The 18173-nt window shown below is 41.2% G+C and carries 10 protein-coding genes and 1 tRNA gene; 5 read left to right on the top strand and 6 right to left on the bottom strand.

Going from position 1 to position 18173, the window contains the following annotated elements; genetic code table 11:
- The first annotated feature begins 5 nt into the window (after nt 1–5).
- Both cobN and ACM0OW_RS15685 read left to right on the top strand, forming a co-directional pair.
- Nucleotides 6–3887: a cobaltochelatase subunit CobN gene (gene cobN / locus ACM0OW_RS15680; RefSeq protein ID WP_414551084.1), complete on the top strand. Its 3882-nt coding sequence runs from the start codon at nt 6–8 to the stop codon at nt 3885–3887.
- A 24-nt stretch (nt 3888–3911) separates the two neighbouring features.
- Entirely contained in the window at nt 3912–5117 is a 1206-nt protein-coding gene (locus tag ACM0OW_RS15685) for a peptidoglycan-binding protein (RefSeq protein WP_414551086.1), read from the top strand.
- Nucleotides 5118–5303: 186 nt separating this feature from the next.
- On the opposite strand, the gene ACM0OW_RS15690 is transcribed toward ACM0OW_RS15685, so the two are convergent.
- The 4 genes from ACM0OW_RS15690 to lipA all read right to left on the bottom strand — a co-directional run bounded on the left by ACM0OW_RS15690 (nt 5304) and on the right by lipA (nt 9704).
- Nucleotides 5304–5759 carry a Fur family transcriptional regulator gene (locus tag ACM0OW_RS15690; RefSeq protein WP_414551088.1) on the bottom strand — a complete coding sequence of 152 codons (456 nt, stop codon included), beginning with the start codon at nt 5757–5759 and terminating at the stop codon, nt 5304–5306.
- Nucleotides 5760–5989: 230 nt separating this feature from the next.
- On the bottom strand, nt 5990–7240 hold the full coding sequence (sigC, locus tag ACM0OW_RS15695) for an RNA polymerase sigma factor SigC (RefSeq protein ID WP_414551090.1): 1251 nt from the start codon (nt 7238–7240) through the stop codon (nt 5990–5992).
- Nucleotides 7241–7843: 603 nt separating this feature from the next.
- Entirely contained in the window at nt 7844–8767 is a 924-nt protein-coding gene (locus ACM0OW_RS15700; RefSeq protein ID WP_414551118.1) for an NAD(P)H-dependent glycerol-3-phosphate dehydrogenase, read from the bottom strand.
- A gap of 67 nt (nt 8768–8834) precedes the next feature.
- Nucleotides 8835–9704 (bottom strand): lipoyl synthase, encoded by an 870-nt coding sequence (gene lipA, locus ACM0OW_RS15705; protein WP_414551092.1) that lies wholly within the window; start codon nt 9702–9704, stop codon nt 8835–8837.
- 115 nt (nt 9705–9819) lie between these two features.
- Here lipA and ACM0OW_RS15710 point away from each other — a divergent pair.
- The 3 genes from ACM0OW_RS15710 to ACM0OW_RS15720 all read left to right on the top strand — a co-directional run bounded on the left by ACM0OW_RS15710 (nt 9820) and on the right by ACM0OW_RS15720 (nt 14004).
- Nucleotides 9820–9893, top strand: a tRNA-Pro gene (locus ACM0OW_RS15710).
- A gap of 323 nt (nt 9894–10216) precedes the next feature.
- The gene (locus ACM0OW_RS15715; protein WP_414551094.1) at nt 10217–13369 is read left to right on the top strand and encodes an HsdM family class I SAM-dependent methyltransferase; all 3153 of its coding nucleotides are present in this window, start codon (nt 10217–10219) and stop codon (nt 13367–13369) included.
- Entirely contained in the window at nt 13369–14004 is a 636-nt protein-coding gene (locus tag ACM0OW_RS15720) for a hypothetical protein (RefSeq protein WP_414551096.1), read from the top strand. The genes ACM0OW_RS15715 and ACM0OW_RS15720 overlap by 1 nt, the downstream gene beginning before the upstream one ends.
- Nucleotides 14005–14074: 70 nt before the next feature.
- Here the strand turns inward: ACM0OW_RS15720 and ACM0OW_RS15725 are convergent, their stop codons facing one another.
- Nucleotides 14075–16162 (bottom strand): PAS domain S-box protein, encoded by a 2088-nt coding sequence (locus ACM0OW_RS15725; RefSeq protein WP_414551098.1) that lies wholly within the window; start codon nt 16160–16162, stop codon nt 14075–14077.
- 24 nt (nt 16163–16186) lie between these two features.
- Nucleotides 16187–18085 (bottom strand): CheR family methyltransferase, encoded by a 1899-nt coding sequence (locus tag ACM0OW_RS15730; RefSeq protein ID WP_414551100.1) that lies wholly within the window; start codon nt 18083–18085, stop codon nt 16187–16189.
- Between the last annotated feature and the right edge of the window lie 88 nt (nt 18086–18173).

Genomic DNA, 18173 nt, shown 5'->3' on the forward strand with positions numbered 1-18173 from the left:
AGATTATGCATCGTATCAGTGCCACACCGGGCGGATGGAATCAATCAGATGATGTAGTTTTTTTACAACAAACTCCAGCTCCTTTTGTCTTTATTACTGCTGCTGATACTGACATCCAAACGTTAGCAGCCGCCGTTCCTAAATTACCTGCAACATTTCCAGACATCAGAGTTGCTAGTTTGTTGCAGTTACAACAACAAATAAGTATCGATTCTTATGGCGAGGACGTTTTAGAATCTGCCCAAGTAATCATTTTGCGCCTGTTAGGAGGACGTTCTTATTGGGCTTATGGTTTAGAAGTAGTGCAAGAAATTGTACAACGTCAAGGTACAACTCTGATAGTAATGCCTGGGGACGATGGTCTTGATCCTGAATTAATTTCTCAATCTACTTTACCTTTGAGTGCCGTTAATCAAGTTTTACAGTATTTCAGAGAAGGCGGAGTGGAAAACATTGTTAACGCTTTGCAATTTATCTCGGATACTTGCTTGGATACTTCCTTTCAACCCTTACCACCGCAAGGGGTTCCGCGTGTCGGCTTGTATGACTGGGGAGTAGTAGGGGCGGGTTTAGTAAAATCCTCATTGACGTTGAATGATATCTATAAACCCGCCCCTACAGGGGAATTACCACTCCCTAAAGTTGGCATTCTTTTTTACCGCGCGCATTATTTATCTGGGAATACGAAGGTAATTGATGCTTTGTGTACAGCTTTAATCAAGCGCAATTTACAACCTGTACCCGTGTTTGTTTCTTCATTACGTGATCCTGATGTCCAAGCAGAATTGAGTGAGTTTTTCCAGCCGAAAGATACAGAGCAAATTGGCGTATTGCTGAATACTACGAGTTTTTCTCTGGCGCGTTTAGAAACAGAAGCACCCCAGCTCGACTTGTGGCAAAAATTAGATGTGCCGGTGTTCCAAGTTATTCTGAGTGGCGGTGGTGTGGAACAGTGGGAGTCACAGTTACAAGGGCTTTCGCCTCGTGATATGGCGATGAATGTGGCGTTACCAGAGGTAGATGGACGGATTATTACTCGCGCTGTGTCCTTTAAAACTGTACAAACGCGCAATCCTGACTTAGAAACAGATGTGATGGTTTATGAACCGGTAAGCGATCGCATTGAGTTTGTCGCTGAACTAGCAGCCAATTGGGTAAATCTCCGCTCTAAGCCACCCCAGGAGCGCCGCATTGCCCTGATTTTGGCAAATTACCCGAATCGCAATGGCAGGTTAGCCAATGGCGTAGGCTTGGACACGCCAGCCAGTTGTGTGGAAATAATTAAAGCTTTACAATCTTCTGGGTATGTGGTGGATAATCCCCCCACCCACGGAGATGAATTAATTCAACGTCTCACCACTGGGGTAACTAATGATCCTGAAGGTAGAGAGTTGCGGCCTGTGCTGCAAGGTGTTTCTGGTGCAGATTATCAAGCGTATTTTGCTAGTTTACCGATAACTGTACAGCAAGAAGTTACTGAAAGATGGGGTTTGATTGGAGAAACTAACCACAGAGGCGCAGAGGACACAGAGGAGGAGGATAATTCTGTTTTCGCCGTTTCTGGGATGCAACTCGGTAACATATTTGTGGGGATTCAGCCGTCACGGGGCTATGATATTGACCCTAGTTTGAATTATCATGCACCGGATTTAGTTCCAACTCACGCTTATTTGGCTTTTTATCATTGGGTGCGGGAATGTTTTAATGCTGATGCGGTGGTTCATGTGGGCAAACATGGCAATCTAGAATGGCTACCGGGTAAAAGCGTGGCTTTATCTAGTGGTTGTTATCCGGAAGTGGCTTTTGGCGCACTTCCTCACCTTTACCCGTTTATTGTCAATGACCCTGGTGAGGGTTCACAAGCCAAGCGACGCGCCCAAGCGGTGATTTTAGATCATCTCACTCCCCCAATGACACGGGCGGAACTTTATGGGGCTTTGCAACAGTTAGAAAATTTAGTTGATGAATATTACGAGGCGGAAAGTTTAGATCCGACGCGTTTACCTTTAATTCGCGATCGCATTCGGGAATTAGTCATCCAAGAAAATCTTCACAAAGATTTAGGGATCGCCAATGAAACCGATATTTTAAAGTTTGAATCTGTAGTTTTAAATTTCATCGGTGGCTATCTTTGTGAATTGAAAGAAGCGCAAATTCGCGATGGTTTACACATTTTTGGGCAATGTCCCCAAGGGCGACAACTGCGAGATTTAATTGTGGCGATCGCTCGCATCCCTAACCGCTATTCTGAAGGTATTACCCGTGTTATAGCTACAGATTGGGGTTTAGATTTCGATCCCCTGACAACAGATTTCAACACGCCATTATCAGCAGGCGATCGGCAGGTATTAGATACTAAAATTTCTCTAGACGCGATTCATCGCGTCTCTACAAGTCGGACGGTTGGCGATGCGGTAGAAATTTTGGAAAATCACGCCGCCCTATTAGTAGAACAACTCCTCTGTTCTTCGGCGATTGATTGCGTCTGTTCTTCGGCGATTGATCAGATATCTTCCTGGATTAGCAAGAAACTCCTCCCCGCTTTACAACAAACAGATGCAGAAATTACCAACTTACTGCACGGACTTGATGGTAAATATATCCCCAGCGCTCCCTCCGGCGCACCGACACGCGGCCGTCCAGAAGTCCTACCCACAGGGAGAAACTTTTATTCCGTTGATATTCGGGCTATTCCTACAGAAACCGCTTGGGATGTGGGCAGAAAAGCGGCGGAAAATCTCATTGAATGCTACACCCAAGAAAACGGTGAGTATCCCCAAACATTGGGGTTATCGTTGTGGGGAACTGCAACTATGCGGACTGGTGGTGATGACATCGCCGAGGCTTTAGCTTTATTGGGTGTACGTCCGGTTTGGGATGGTGCAGCTAGGCGCGTTGTAGACTTTGAAATTCTACCTCTGAGTATATTGGGTCGTCCTCGTGTCGATGTCACTTTACGAATTTCGGGATTTTTTAGAGACGCTTTCCCTAACTTAATTGATTTATTCGAGCAAGCCGTAGCAGCAGTAGCAGCAATGAATGAATCTTCAGAGTATAATCCCTTAGCAGCCCAAGTTAGCCAGGATACCGATTTGTGGATGCAACAAGGTTTGACTCCAGAAGCAGCTGTTGCGCGATCGCAATACCGGATTTTTGGTTCTCAACCGGGTGCTTATGGTGCAGGACTCCAAGGCTTAATGGCTTCGCAAAATTGGACAGATGACCAGGATTTAGCTCGTGCTTATATTAATTGGAGTTGCTACGCTTACACCAGCGCTAGTTCAGCTGATGCAAAAGGCGAATTAGTGGGAATTTCTGCCCCAGAAGCCTTTGAACAACGTTTAGCACAAATGCAGATTGTGCTACACAACCAAGATAACCGAGAACACGACATCCTCGATTCTGATGATTATTATCAGTTTCAAGGTGGTTTAACAGCCGCAGTCAGATCGCTTCAAGGAAAAAATCCTCAAACCTATTTTGGTGATAATTCTAATCCAGAACAACCACGAGTTCGTGAACTCAAAGCCGAAATTGCACGGGTGTATCGTTCTCGTGTAGTTAACCCCAAATGGATTGAGGGGATGATGCGCCACGGTTATAAAGGTGCATTTGAAATGGCTGCAACTGTAGATTATTTATTCGCCTACGATGCTACAGCCCAATGTGTAGAAGATTATATGTATGAGGGTGTAACACAAGCCTATTTACAAGATCCCGTTGTCTGTGAATTTATCCAAGATAAAAATCCGTGGGCTATGCGTGATATTGCTGAAAAATTACTCGAAGCACACCAACGTAATTTATGGCAGGATGTAAGTATACAGACATTAGAAAATTTGCGAAACTTAGTACATCAAGCTGAAGCGACCATCGAAGAACAATAATTGGTGTAGGAATAGGAAACAGATATGGATAACCTGGCTTATTTTCATTTAGCTGATGCCTATGAAAACGACGCATCCAGTGAACTGGTGTCTCTAAGTGCTTTATTAAACAAAGCATCTGCACCAGACTGGAAACGCTTTTCTAGTAAGGCTTGGAAGCATTTGTTACCCCTAGCGATCGCTTTATCTATTCTCAGTTCTGTCAGCAGCGTTTTAGCACTAGAACGAGGCGATCAAGGGCCTTCTGTGCGGAGTCTCCAAGAGCAATTGCGACAAGCAGGCTTTTATGGTGGTAGCATCACAGAAGTCTACGATTTCCCCACAGAAGATGCTGTGCGGCGTTTTCAACAAGCTAATGGTTTAGCCGTTGATGGGATTGTGGGAGTCAGTACACGGCAAAGATTAGCCAACTGGCAGACACAGCCAATCAGTTCTGCAAGTACAGAAGTTACTACAATCAGCACTAACAATATAGAACTGCCACTACTGACTACTGCCAGTACACCATTTGAAACCATTAATACGAGCAACCCACCACAACCGCCCAGAGCCGCCACCACGCCTGTTAGTGCTGTGGTTACTCCCAATACACGCCGCATTTCTAACGTGCTGGTTAAAGGTGATGAGGGGGAAGAAGTCAGGTTTTTACAAGAACGCTTGCGAGTTGCAGGTTTCTATTCCGGTAATGCCACAGGCATATTTGGCCCGATTACAGAAGAATCTGTGAAGCGGTTCCAAGCAGCTTATAAATTAGAAGTTGATGGCATCGTCGGACCAGCAACAGTCAGCAAATTACCACCGATTGGTGTGGGTGGTGGAGTAGAAACTCCTCCCAGACAGACAGTGAATACAGACAATCTCACTATGGGAGATCGGGGTGAAGCAGTCAAACTACTTCAACAACATTTGATCCAAGCAGGATATCTGAATGGCACACCAAATGGATACTTTGGTTCTTATACTGCGGATGCTGTCCGGAGGTTTCAAGCTGCTAATTACTTAGCTGCCAGTGGAATCGCTGGCCCCACAACTAGAGCTAAGTTACATAGCGTCCTTAGCGCAGGTTCTGGTGAATTTAGTGTCTTGGAAATCCAAAGGCGACTACGAGATAAGGGTTTCTATAAAGGAAGTCTCAACGGTGTGATGGCAGATGATACCAAAAGAGCCATTAAGCAAGCCCAAGAATTTTACGGAATTAGTCTTAGAGATATCAGAAGCGGACGCTTTTAGATCGGCTATAGATAATGATTTCCCAACCGATTAATAATAGCCCTATTACCGCAAGGCATTCTTCAGTAGGGGCGTATTACAATACACCCCTACTCAGTCAGGGCTTTTCATTAATTTCTTCTGCTTGTCCTATTTCCGCCGTGGCGAGTCCTATCGATTAGGACAGTTGTGATGTGAACGCACTCACTACAAAGGCATGAGCGATCGTTGACATTTAGGACAGACTGCGTGGATTGTCATTTGACAGTCAAGCAGGTGAAACCCTTCTTTTTGAGCAGTTTTTGAACCTATTTTTAAAATAGAGTCATTTTTAAACTCAATAGTCGCGTTGCATTTAACACAAATTAAATGGTGGTGATGATGCGGGTAGGGCTGGTTGATTTCATAATGTTTATGTCCCTCTCCCAGTTCTAACTCCCGCAAAATCCCCATGCGTGCCATCAATTTCAACGTCCGATAGATAGTGGAAAGACTGATGCCTTCCCCATCACTTTCTAGCCGATGATAAAGATCCTCCGCGCTGAGGTGTTCCCCTTGCGGAAGTTCTTGAAAAATGTGTAGAATTGTTTCGCGCTGGGGAGTTAAACGCCAGCCTCGATCATTCAGTTCTGCCTTGAGTGAAGTAGATGTGTAAACAGTCATACTAATATTTCTCAACAAAGCCTATTAATTGAGAATATAACAAATTTTGGGGGCAATTTGCAACAATCATGTCTTATTGCGAAGTTTTACTAAATATTTCAGAATAATTCTTCAATATCAACTGAGTTGAATTTTTATTTCGACAGTCGGATATCTAAGAGATACAATTGAACTCTTAGATATTCTGCTTGACTTGAAACTGCCGAATGTTAAGAACAACCGACTCATAACTAACTTAGAGATTCTAAATAATCGCGAATTAGGTTACGTCGTTTGGGTTGGCGGAGCTTTTGTAAAGCTTTGGATTCGATTTGACGCACTCGTTCTCTGGATAAATCAAGAGCGCGGCCAATTTCGGCTAAGGAGTAGGGATGACCATCTGACAAACCAAAGCGCATGAGAATGACATCACGCTCACGGCTGGTTAAATCTGCCAACAGGCTATGCAAGTCTTTTTGTAAAGATTCTCGCATTAACATCTCTTCTGGGGTTACACAATCGGTTTCCAGTAATTCCCCTAATTCAGTGTCCTTATCTTTACCGACTTTGGTTTCCAAAGAAACAGAACGAGGGACTCTGAGCAACACTTCCCTCACTGCGGTTGGTGTCATATCTAACTCGATTGCTAAATCTTCTAAGGTGGGGGTCCGACCTTTTTCTTGAGCAATTTTGCGTTGAGCTTTTTTAATTTTATTCAGCTTTTCTGTAATATGAACAGGTAAGCGAATTGTTCGACTAGAAGTGGCGATCGCTCGCGTAATTCCTTGACGAATCCACCAATAAGCGTAAGTACTAAAGCGATAGCCCTTAGTCGGGTCAAATTTTTCTACAGCTCGTTCTAAGCCTAGAGTTCCTTCTTGAACTAAATCTAATAGTTCTAAACCGCGATTTTGATACTTTTTAGCAACCGACACCACCAAGCGCAAATTCGCCTTGATCATGTGTTCTTTAGCGTGAAGTCCTTGGGTCTGCACTTGCTCCAGTTCTTCAACTGTTAATTTAGCAATTTCTGCCCAACGACGCTTGCCATTTGCTAAAGTGGGTTTGAGATCCGCCAGTTCTATACCAGCAGTGGTAGCCCACCTTTCTAAAGAAGGGCGATGTCCTAATTCAGATGTCAGACGCTCCTGAACTTGAACTAACTTCAGAAATGGTGCAACGACTTCATCCCCTTGCTTTGCTGCATCGGCGAGTACAGTCCGCATCCGCAAGTAGCGTTGGACTTTTTGGGCTTCGGAAACTTCTTCATCGCGTCCGAGAAGTCGAACCCGCCCAATTTCTTGAAGATATAGACGTACTAAGTCTGTACTCCGACGGTTGTTGTTGGCTGCAAAGTTAGCAGGGTCAACAGCAGCTACTTCCAATTCTTGGATATCATCTGCCGACAATTCACTATCATCGATAATGAGGTCTTCATCCAAAGCCTGGCGGGACTTTTTGATATTGGAGGCCGCATCTGCGTAAAAAGATGTTGCTGGCATAAGGATCGTCTCAATGGCTCCAGGTAACAATAGATTACGGTCAGCTAATTAACTGTTGCTATTGTTCCCGTGATTCAAGATGAACTAACACGGTTGAGGTTTTCAGTAATTATTCTTTAAGAAAACATACTGAATTTTTCTCAGACTAGTACCGAACTGTATCGGTGGAGCGTCTGAATTGAACCAATAGCTATTCAAATTTAGATTTAGGCTTTAGATTACACAGTACCAACCACCGCAAGGCGGAAGTCAAAATTTTACCCTGAGCGTAGCCGAAGGGTCAAAAGTCAAAAGTCAAAAGGCTGATATTTTGGAATTCTGAACTTTTTGAAATGGTATACCTATTTAATCCGTACTGTACTAGTTAGTATTTCAACGGGGATAAATATTTATCGTCGCGTTGGTAACTGGTATAAACATTGGTCAGTAAAAATCATGTTTATCATTGGCATAGTCATATCTACATGGGATGAAAGTAATATCCTGACGATTTATTATTTTTTTTCCTAGGGATTATTGTGGAATAACTAGAAGTGATAGGTTAACTTAGATAGCCTAGTATACACTGAGAAAGCACTATTAAATTGCTCCCATTCAGGTTCACTAGTTGTACTCTGGCTTGGTATCTCTTAGCATCAGTTCCGATAGTGCTTGTCGGGTGCTGACTTCACCTTGAAGTAAGCGATAAACTTGCTCAGTAATCGGGATAGCAATGTTATGGTGTCTGGCTCGTTGTACTAACACTTGGCAAGTGTTGACACCTTCAGCAGTTCCTGGTAAGTTGTCCAGAATGTCTGGAAGTGTTTGACCAAGAGCCATCTGATAACCAACTTGGTAATTGCGACTCAGAGGACTGTTGCAAGTTGCTAACAAATCTCCTAGACCTGATAAACCATAAAATGTTTCCGTCTTTGCACCCCAACTCTTGCCAATACGCACCATTTCTGTGAGTCCACGGGTGACTAAAGCCGCTTTTGCATTGGTTCCCAGATGTAAGCCATCACAGACACCAGCTGCGATCGCCATGATATTTTTTAATGTCCCCCCTAGTTCCACCCCTAGAGGATCAGGATTGGTATATACCCGAAAACGAGGAGAAGAAAATACCAGTTGCACAAGTTCAGCCGCCGCAGTGTCATGACTGGCTACTACTGTTGCAGCTGGTAAAGATTGTTGAATTTCCTTCGATAAATTCGGACCAGATAAAACAACTACTGGATAATCCCGAAATGCTGTTTGCCAAATTTGCGACGGAGTGCAAGTAGTTTGGGGATCTAAGCCTTTGGTAGCCGTGACAAAAATTGTTTTTGGCGAAAGGGGGATAGATTTGACTTTAGAGACGACATCACTCACCCCTTTCATAGAGATAGCCGACAAGATAATTTGGGCATCTTGTAGAACTGCTTCCAGATTTGCTGATCCCCGACGTGACCACACACGCACTTTATGTCCGTTTGCACTTGCCAAATCTGCTAAAGCTATACCCCAAGCACCTGCACCCAAAATCGCTATGGTAGTTTCTCGCACCGCTATCATTACTATTACAAACCACTAATAACTTCTTGTACAGACGCGATTTATCGCGTCTCCCCACTCACCGGGGATAGCGTTGCATTAATTCCCTGACTTGCTCTGCATGATATGAGCTTCTTGTCAATGGGGAGGAAACAACTTGTAAAAATCCGATTTCTTCACCGAATACCTGCCAAGCTGCAAATTGTTCGGGGGTAATAAAATCATTAACTTGTAGATGTTTTTGACTGGGTTGGAGGTACTGCCCAATAGTCAAAATATCACAATCTACAGAGCGTAAATCTTGCATAACTTGGCGAATTTCAGCATCAGTTTCACCTAGCCCGACCATGATCCCTGATTTAGTGTATACTTCAGGGGCTATTTGACGCGCTCGCTTGAGCAATTCCAAAGTGCGCTGATAGTTACCTTGGGGACGCACCCGACGATATAAGCGTTCAATTGTTTCTGTGTTGTGGTTGAGTACCTCTGGCGCAGCTTGCAAAATTATGGCTAAAGCATTCCAATTACCGCACAAATCAGGAATTAGCACCTCAATTGTAGTTTGAGGTGAAACACTCCGCACGGCTGTAATACACCGGACAAACTGAGAAGCACCACCATCAACCAAATCATCTCGGTTTACAGAAGTAATCACCACGTGATTGAGTTTCATTCGGCGCACAGCTTCAGCCAGTCGTGCTGGTTCTGTGGGATCTAGAGGTTGGGGTTTTTTCTCAAAATCAATATCACAGTAGGGACAAGCACGAGTACAAGCCGGCCCCATAATCAGAAATGTCGCAGTACCGGCTTGAAAGCACTCACCAATATTGGGACAGGATGCTTCCTCGCAAACGGTATTGAGTGCTAAATCCCGTAAAATTTCTTTGACGTTCCCAACGCGCTCCCACTGAGGCGCTTTTACTCGCAACCAGTCTGGTTTAACAGTCACAATCGGCTCTGATGAAGTTATACAAATCTCATCCTAACAAGCAAAGCTCTAAATAATTAGCATCTTTTGAGAATTTATGATTGTCTATGATAGAATATTTGAGTGCTTACTATGACGGGATGTAGCGCAGCTTGGTAGCGCACTTCGTTCGGGACGAAGGGGCCGCTGGTTCAAATCCAGTCATCCCGATTTTTACTATAAATTAATAGATCAATGCTTGTTTTCTGCTAGAGTCTTGGTTAAAGAATGAGATCAAGAATCCTGGTTTGTTTATTTGTGGTGTATAGAAAGCTACGCTCTGAATGCGATCGCTTTTTTTGGATGTTTCTTCTATATTAATTATTGTAGTACGCCTGATCATAAAACTCTAATCACTACCACTTAGATGGTTGTTTGGTAATTTTCTACATATAAGAAGATTACCATCATAAGATAATAGCCTTGCTTCTAAATGAATGGAGGTAGTTGACGAAATATCTTAAACTTCCCTGAGTAGGAAGGGAGAAAAAACTATGAATAAATCACCTATTCTACATTGGAGAGAACAACTTGGACTTAGTGGAAGAAAACCACCAGAATTTTTTGATAGCCTTGAACAAATCAATGCAGGTAATCAGTCTCCTCCACAGGCACACGCCATGCGTAGGGCTTGGAAAGATTTAGAACTTAATGGTATTTTATGTGTCAATAATGCACCTTATATCTATTTCAAGGAAGTTCCTAGTATAGATTCTGACAAGTTGCGTGAATTACATCGCCAGATTTGGAATCAGGGTATTGCCCCATTAATTGTAATTGTTAGTCCCACTGAAGTTCAAGTTTATTCTAGTCTTGCGATTCCTGCCAAAGAGGAAGAAGATGTTTCCCAACAAAACCGTCTTGTTCAAATATTAGATCGGGTAGCTGATGAAATTGAACTCAGGCAATTTATCAGAGCAGTAGAACTGGGTAAGTTATTTAGGGAACAGCCAAAATCTTTTGACCCAAATTTGCGCGTTGACCGCTACCTTCTAAAAAATCTTGCGGCTGCACGTCGTAGTTTATTGGAAGAAGAACCTGTTCAGACCCTAGATATCAGAACTGTCAATGCTTTGCTATGGCGCACAATATTTACCTGTTATCTAGTTGATAGAGAAATTATTGATTATTCTTATTTTGACAAAATAGGCGCAACAGATTGTCACAGACTAATTGACCTTTTAGAAAGAAACGAACCTAATGAAGCAAAGCATTTGTTATATGCTTTATTTCAACAACTTAAATCTGATTTTAATGGTGACTTATTCGATGTTGACCTTCAAGCAGAAAATCAACTTATTCAAGATGGACATATCAATATATTAAAAAAGGTTTTTCGTGGTGATGATGTCAGTAGTGGTCAACTGTCACTGGGGTTTTGGGCTTATGATTTTAGCATTATTCCTATTGAAACTATAAGTAGTATTTATGAACACTTTCTTGAAACACAAGAAAAACGGAAAAATGGCATATACTACACACCAAGATTTTTAGCTGAGATAGTTCTGGATACAGCATTAGATGGATGGACTTCTTTATTAGAAAAGCGTTTTCTTGACCCAGCTTGTGGTTCAGGTATATTCTTGGTAGCAATTTTTAACCGATTAGCTGAAGAATGGCGTATCAAGCACAGAAATATTAGCAATAATAATGAAGAACTTGCACCAGCCCTAATTAATATTCTCAAACAGAATATTTTTGGCATAGATGCAGATTCTAGTGAAACTGCTTGTCGTATTGCAGCCTTTAGTTTATATCTTGCCTTTTTAGATCAGCTCGATCCTAGAGATATTCAAAAACTTCAAAACAAGGGTAATGCACTTCCAAAATTAGTAGATAACAACCTTATTTGCAAAGATTTTTTTGCTCAAGATTTACCCATTTATGCGAATGAATTTGACTTGATAGTAGGTAATCCACCTTGGGCAAAAGTAACAGGAAAACAAAAAAACCTTATGGAGCAGTGGTGTGAACAAGAAAAACATACAATTGCCCAAAGACAGTTAGCGTGTGGGTTTGTATGGAAGGCTCCGCAACACTTACGGGATGAAGGACGTATTTGCTTTTTACTTCCAGCAGAAGGAATTTTATTTAACCACCAAGATAAAGCATTAGCATTTCAAAAGGAGTGGTTATCGACATATACTCTTGAGCAGGTAATTAATCTATCCGATATGAGATTTTACCTGTTTGATGGTGCTGATAGCCCTACACTTATTGTCAGGTATCGAAAAGAAAAACCAGATAGAAAAACTAGCAGTATTGACTACATAACTCCTAAAACAGAATTGGAGACTATTAGGGCTGAAATTCTATCTATTTCACCAGATGATCAAAAGAAAGTTAGACTTAGAGAAGTATTATATGACCTTAATAATGAAGAAGTTGCGCTGGTTTGGAAACAATCTTTTTGGGGAACTCCCAGAGACATAAAGTTTCTGGAAAAATTATCTGCACTACCAAAACTAGATGATTTAGTAGATACATTAAAAGACTACCAATATAAAAAGAAGACCAAGCAGATAACAAAAAGGTGGTTAATGGGTGGAGGTTTCCAACCAGAAGGGGGTAATGATGATCCAGATAAATTCATATTATCACCTTTTTCTTCAAAAACATTATTTTTAGAGGGTAAGAGTAAAAATATTGATTTGATTGTCTTAGAATCTGATTGTACTCCTATTGGCAATCGCTTTAAAAAGCTTCGTAGACTGCCAGATCAAAAAATATTTACCGCTCCACTTATAATTGTAAGTAAAAGTTTGAAAGTAGCTTTTGCTGACTTTGACGTTGTATTTCGTCATGCTCTTAGAAGTATTCATGGCAATCATGAAGATACGAAAATTTTGATGTTTTTAACTACTGTTTTAAATTCAAAGTTAGTACAATATTTCTTATTTCATACAGCATCTAGTTGGGGCATCGAAAGGGGTGATATAGACATTACGGAACTGCTAAGATTCCCATTTCCATTACCGGAAATTACTCAAGATGCTTCCAAAGCAAAAGAAATTGTCGAACAAGTTGCAGACAAAATTAGACATTTAAAAAGCCAGATTAGTCAACACTTTTTATTAAATCGTCAGGAGATAATACAAAATGAGAAAGACGAATTACTTAAATATGTCTATGAATATTATGATATTGATGAATATGAACAAATATTAATAAATGACACCATAAATCTTTATATACCAAGCATTCAGCCAAATCGAGGAACTTGGCCGATTCCTACATTGGTTAGGAGTGAACCCCAAGAACGCAAAGAATATTTGAAGCTTTTATCTGATGTACTTAATAATTGGGGGCGTAAAAGTCAGTATACTATAATTGCAAATGTTATCATTTCTCCTAAGATGGGTGCAGCAATAATTGTTTTAGACAGAAAAATTAATGTGGAGCAAAGCTGGGTAGATATTGAGCAGGAGTCTATACAGGATTTAGATGATATTCTCCAGCGAATTATTCGTCTTTTACCAAATCAACAAGGAAGCATTAGTTTTTTGCGAAATCTGAAAGTTTTCGACCAAGACAAGCTTTATATTTTTAAGCCATTAGCTCGTCGTTTTTGGACTAAGACTTCTGCTTTGAATGATGCAGACGAAATAGCAGCAGCAATCCTCACGAGCAACTATAGGGAAAGCTGATGGCAATAGTTGGTAACAGTAGTCTTTGGGCGGATACTTTTCCTGATCATCTTATTCCCGATATTTTAGATTTGGTATTGTCTGCATGGCAAGTTTTTAATAAACCTCAAATTGATGACCATGAAGTACCCATAACTAAGCGTTTTAGAGCTACTTTGAGGCAGCAAAGAGATTTGGTAAGATTACCTGTAAGGATTGACCGCGAAATCCCAGAGGATGACTCAGAAGGAAACGAAAAAGGACGTATTGATCTGCTTTTTACATCAGTTCAAAGAATAAGTGAAGATGTTTATTTTTCATTTGAATGTAAACGACTTAATATAGTTTCAAAAAATGGAACACGCAAATCTCTAGCAAAAGATTATGTAGTAGATGGAATGATGAGATATGTAACATCACAATATGCTTCCGATCTGATCTGTGGAGGCATGATTGGTTACATTATGAATAGTGATTCAACAACCGCGATCAAAGCAGTAGATAGCCAAGTAAAAAATCGGTGTAAAGAACTGCGAATTAGTCCACCAAGTGGTTTATGTGAATCCTCTCTCAGACAAAATCACCCGCAAATTAAAGAAACTACACATATACTAGCTCGCCAATTTGTCATCCATCATGTGTTTTTGCCACTATAAATTAACAACGTGCTAAAAAAGTTAAGGACATTAATTTGTCCAGTGATCATTTAACTGGGTACTCAACAAACTAATTACTTTTTACAGCTATAAGTGCATCGTGGATGGAATTTAATAATTCATCCGCAGTAAAAGGCTTTGCTAAAAATCCTTGAATCTTTGTCACATTCGCTCGTGCTAAAGCCTCAGCAGCAGCCAATGCACTCATAGCTACAATTTTTACCTGCGGATTGATGATTTGCAAAGTGCAAATAGCCTTTGCCCCAGACATTGATGATATCATCATATCCATTAATACCAGTTCAATGTCTTGCTGATGTTGACCATAAAGCGTTAGGGCTTCAATGGCATTATGGGCAATTAATACCCTGTAGTTGTGAATTTCTAATGTAGTTTTAGTAATTTGTGTAATTGCCGCTTCGTCATCTACAACTAAAATTAATTCTCCGTTTCCTGTGGGCAGTTTAATCTCCTCTAGTATGGAGGGAGTGCTGTTCTCGCAACTGGGTAGGTAAACTTGAAATTGTTTCCCAACTCCTACTTGACTGGATACTTCCACAAAACCACCGTAGCTATTGATGATATCAATAGCTAAATCCAAAGCAGTTCCTTTATTCTGTTCTTGAGAAGTGAAAAAGGGTTCAAAAATGTGATCACTAATTTCAGGAGATATGCCAACTCCAGTACTATTAACTGTAATTACTACGTAGTCACCAACTTTTGCGGCAGTGTGGGTTTTTGTCCAACTTTGATCAATTAAGGCTTTATGGGTAGAGATTTGCACTTTACCACCTTGCGGCATAGCATCACCAGCATTCACTAATAAGTTGATAAATACTTCATGCAGCTGGGCTTGATTTCCCAGAACTAATTCTATCTCTGAGGATCTATTCATCTCAATTTCGATAGATTTTGGGAATATATGTTTGATTGTCTGCTCAATATCTTTCATGAGATGTGAGACTGAGACAATTGCACCTTGTCCGGGAAGATTGCTGGTAAATGACTGAATTTGTTGAACTAAATCACTCCCCCGTTTGGTATTAGTTTCCAATAACTTGAGCATCTGTAGCGAACTTTCATTCAACCGAGGATGTTTCAGGGGCAGAAGTTGCGCTACTGTGAGCATAGGCGCAAGGATGTTGTTCAGGTCATGAGCGATCGCACTTGTAAGAGTACCGAGGCTTTTTAATCGCTGGGCGCGTAAAAGCTCTAGTTCTAGTTGTTTTTTCTCAGTGATATCCGTATCAACAGTCATGATCGATTGGGGCAAACCTGCGGCATCATACATCAGTGTCCAACGGCTGTTAATGATGATTTTCTTACCCTTTCTGGTGACTTTTCGTAACTCCCCAACCCATGAACCATCCTCTAAAACAGTTTGCAGTGCGACTGCGAATTGAGGTGAAGCTTCTGGCAACAAAAGTTCCCAGGTATTCTTGCCTATGGCTTCTTCGGCGCGCCAGCCATAAACATTTTCTGCGCCCTTGTTCCAATATAAAATCTGGTTTTGCAAATCTCTCACCAGAATTGCATCTGTCGTAATATCTAGCAGCGCCGCCTGTTCGCAGATTTTTTGCTGTGCTTGGAGGCGATCGCTAATATCTCGAAATAACCATCTCAAACTTGGTTTTTCCTGCTCAGAACTACCTTCAGTTTGAGCAACTGTCATTTCAGCCGGAAAATCTATTTTCCCATCATTGTGAAATATCCGTAACTCTTCTGTAAGTTTCTGCTGCTCTTGTAATTTGCTGATGCAGTCGCGAAATTTTGCCAGTTCTGTTTGATGGATAAATACCGCCAACGGTTTACCAATTAAGTAAGACTGGCGGACATTCAGTAATTTGGCCGCCGCATAGTTAGCTTCTTGAATCACCCCAGCTAGATCAGTAACTAAATATCCATCGGGGGCAAAATTGAATAAATCCTGGTAAGACTGGCGTTCTGCTTCTACAAGATGGCGAGTAGTGACTAATTCCCGGTTTTGCTGTGTTAACTCTTCAGCTAATACGTGTAGTTCTTCTAAAGAAATGGAAATTTCCGCGATCGCTTCTTGTAATATTTCTCTAGAATCTTCAGTTTGATTAGCACGCGCAGATAAATTCTCTAGTCGGTGATGCGCCCCGGCGATCGCTTGTTCTAAATTGTCCCGAATCATTTTCCGGCTCCTTGGTAATTACTCCTATTCCTGTAGCTGTCGTCTTTGAGCAATTTCTTTGCTAGAAATCATACTTTTGACTCGCTCCACATCTGTCATCATCAAGACTGCTCCTTCCATGATTGTGCCAAACAAAGGAGTAATAGCCAGATAACATTTTATTTGTCTTCCCCGGCGATTGGTAGCATCTAAAATCATTTCTTGGAATTGCTCTTTTCCCCCCAGGGAATCACGGATAGGCGATCGCAGTTGCTCTAAGGGTAGACCCACATCTAGACTAAATAAAGATTTTCCTAATACTTCGTCTGCTCTTAATCCCCACAAATCCTCTACTATATGATTCCAAACTAATATACTAAAACTATTATCAATCACCACTATTCCTGTTTGGAGACTTCTGAGAATACCGACCAAAAAAAGATTAGTCCGATTGAGTTCTGTGGTGCGTTCGCTGAGTTCGTTATTAATTGTTTGTAATTCTTCATTGGTAGATTGCAATTCTTCGTTCATCGTCTCCAATTCTTCATTAGTAGACTGGAGTTCCTCGTTAGTCGTCTCCAATTCTTCATTAGTAGACTGAAGTTCCTCATTCGTCGTCTCCAATTCTTCATTAGTAGACTGGAGTTCCTCATTCGTCGTCTCCAAATCTTGTCGAGAGCGTTGTAACGCTTCTTGCAGTTGAATAAAACGGGTGACATCATTAAAAGCAATGCTCACACCTAAAAGAGAATTATCAACATCTTCCAAAGGTGTAATTCGCACATCCAAATATTGCATTTCTGCATTGGATACATAGCGCTCTACATTTGTCAAAGTGATAGTACGACGTTCTGCATAAGCCCGTTCAATGAGCGATCGCAATTCTATTGGTCGGTAGGAAAGTTCTAAATCATGAAAAGGACGAGCTAAATCCTTGGGTGAAAGGCCAAATATAGTGCGAGCCTGGGAATTCATTAGCACCAATGTACCACTGGTATCGACGACTATCTGAGCAATGGATGCAGAATCGAAAGCCATCTCGCGCAGACGCATATACCGAGATAAACGATGGTTAGATTCTTCCTCGACGGCATTTGCCATTACTAGCAGGCGATTGCGTAAATTTGCTACGGTTACTTTGCTAAATATGCGATTTTTTAAGTCTACAGGAGTGAATAAATTAGAATGTATTAACAGCATCTCTGCCTTTCCTAAAAAAAGATACCCAGTATCATTGAGAGCAAAATGAAACCGAGCCATAATTCGCCCCTGAGTCTCAGAATTAAAATACATTAATGTATTGCGACATACCAGCAAATCTAAACGCGAAATTGGCGCATCTTGCAGCAAATCATGACGACCAAAAATCACCGAACGGCGAAAATCTTGGCGAAAAACATAATTATTTCCGGTAATTTCAAAGTATTTCTCTTGTAGTTCCTGTGGTACTACCTGGATATCCTTAACTGAATATACAGCTTGACGGGCTTGATTCAGCGCTTCTTCATCTACATCTGTAGCATAAATTTTGACTCGTTGGCGAAATTCTTCGGCTCCCATAATTTCCGCCATCAGTATAGCCAAAGTGTAAGCTTCCTCTCCAGAAGCACAACCAGCACTCCAAATACGAATTTGGTCAGATTTTTTTTTAAGCGCCACAATCTTAGGTAACACTTGCTCTGCTAAGTATTCCCAAGCTGCGGTATCTCGAAAAAAGGCAGTGACGTTAATCAGAATCGTGTTAAATAATTGATTAAATTCGTCTTGATAAACTTCTAAGTAGTCTAAATAATCCTCAAAGCTTTCAATATTCAAAGATTGCATCCGCTTGCGTACCCGACGCATCAAAGTTGAGCGTTTATAGCCTGTGAAATCAAAGCCTCGGCTTTGTCTCAGATAAATAAGTAATTTTTCAAACTCAGGGTTGTTTTCTGCGGAAGTCATACAAAAAAATGAGTAATGGGACACAAGAAAACAAGGGGATAAACTTTATTCCCCATCCCTCCTGCTTTTTTGCTCAAAAAATAGGCTG

Source organism: Anabaena sp. CCY 0017, from assembly GCF_963920885.1.
Classification (GTDB): Bacteria; Cyanobacteriota; Cyanobacteriia; order Cyanobacteriales; family Nostocaceae; genus Nodularia.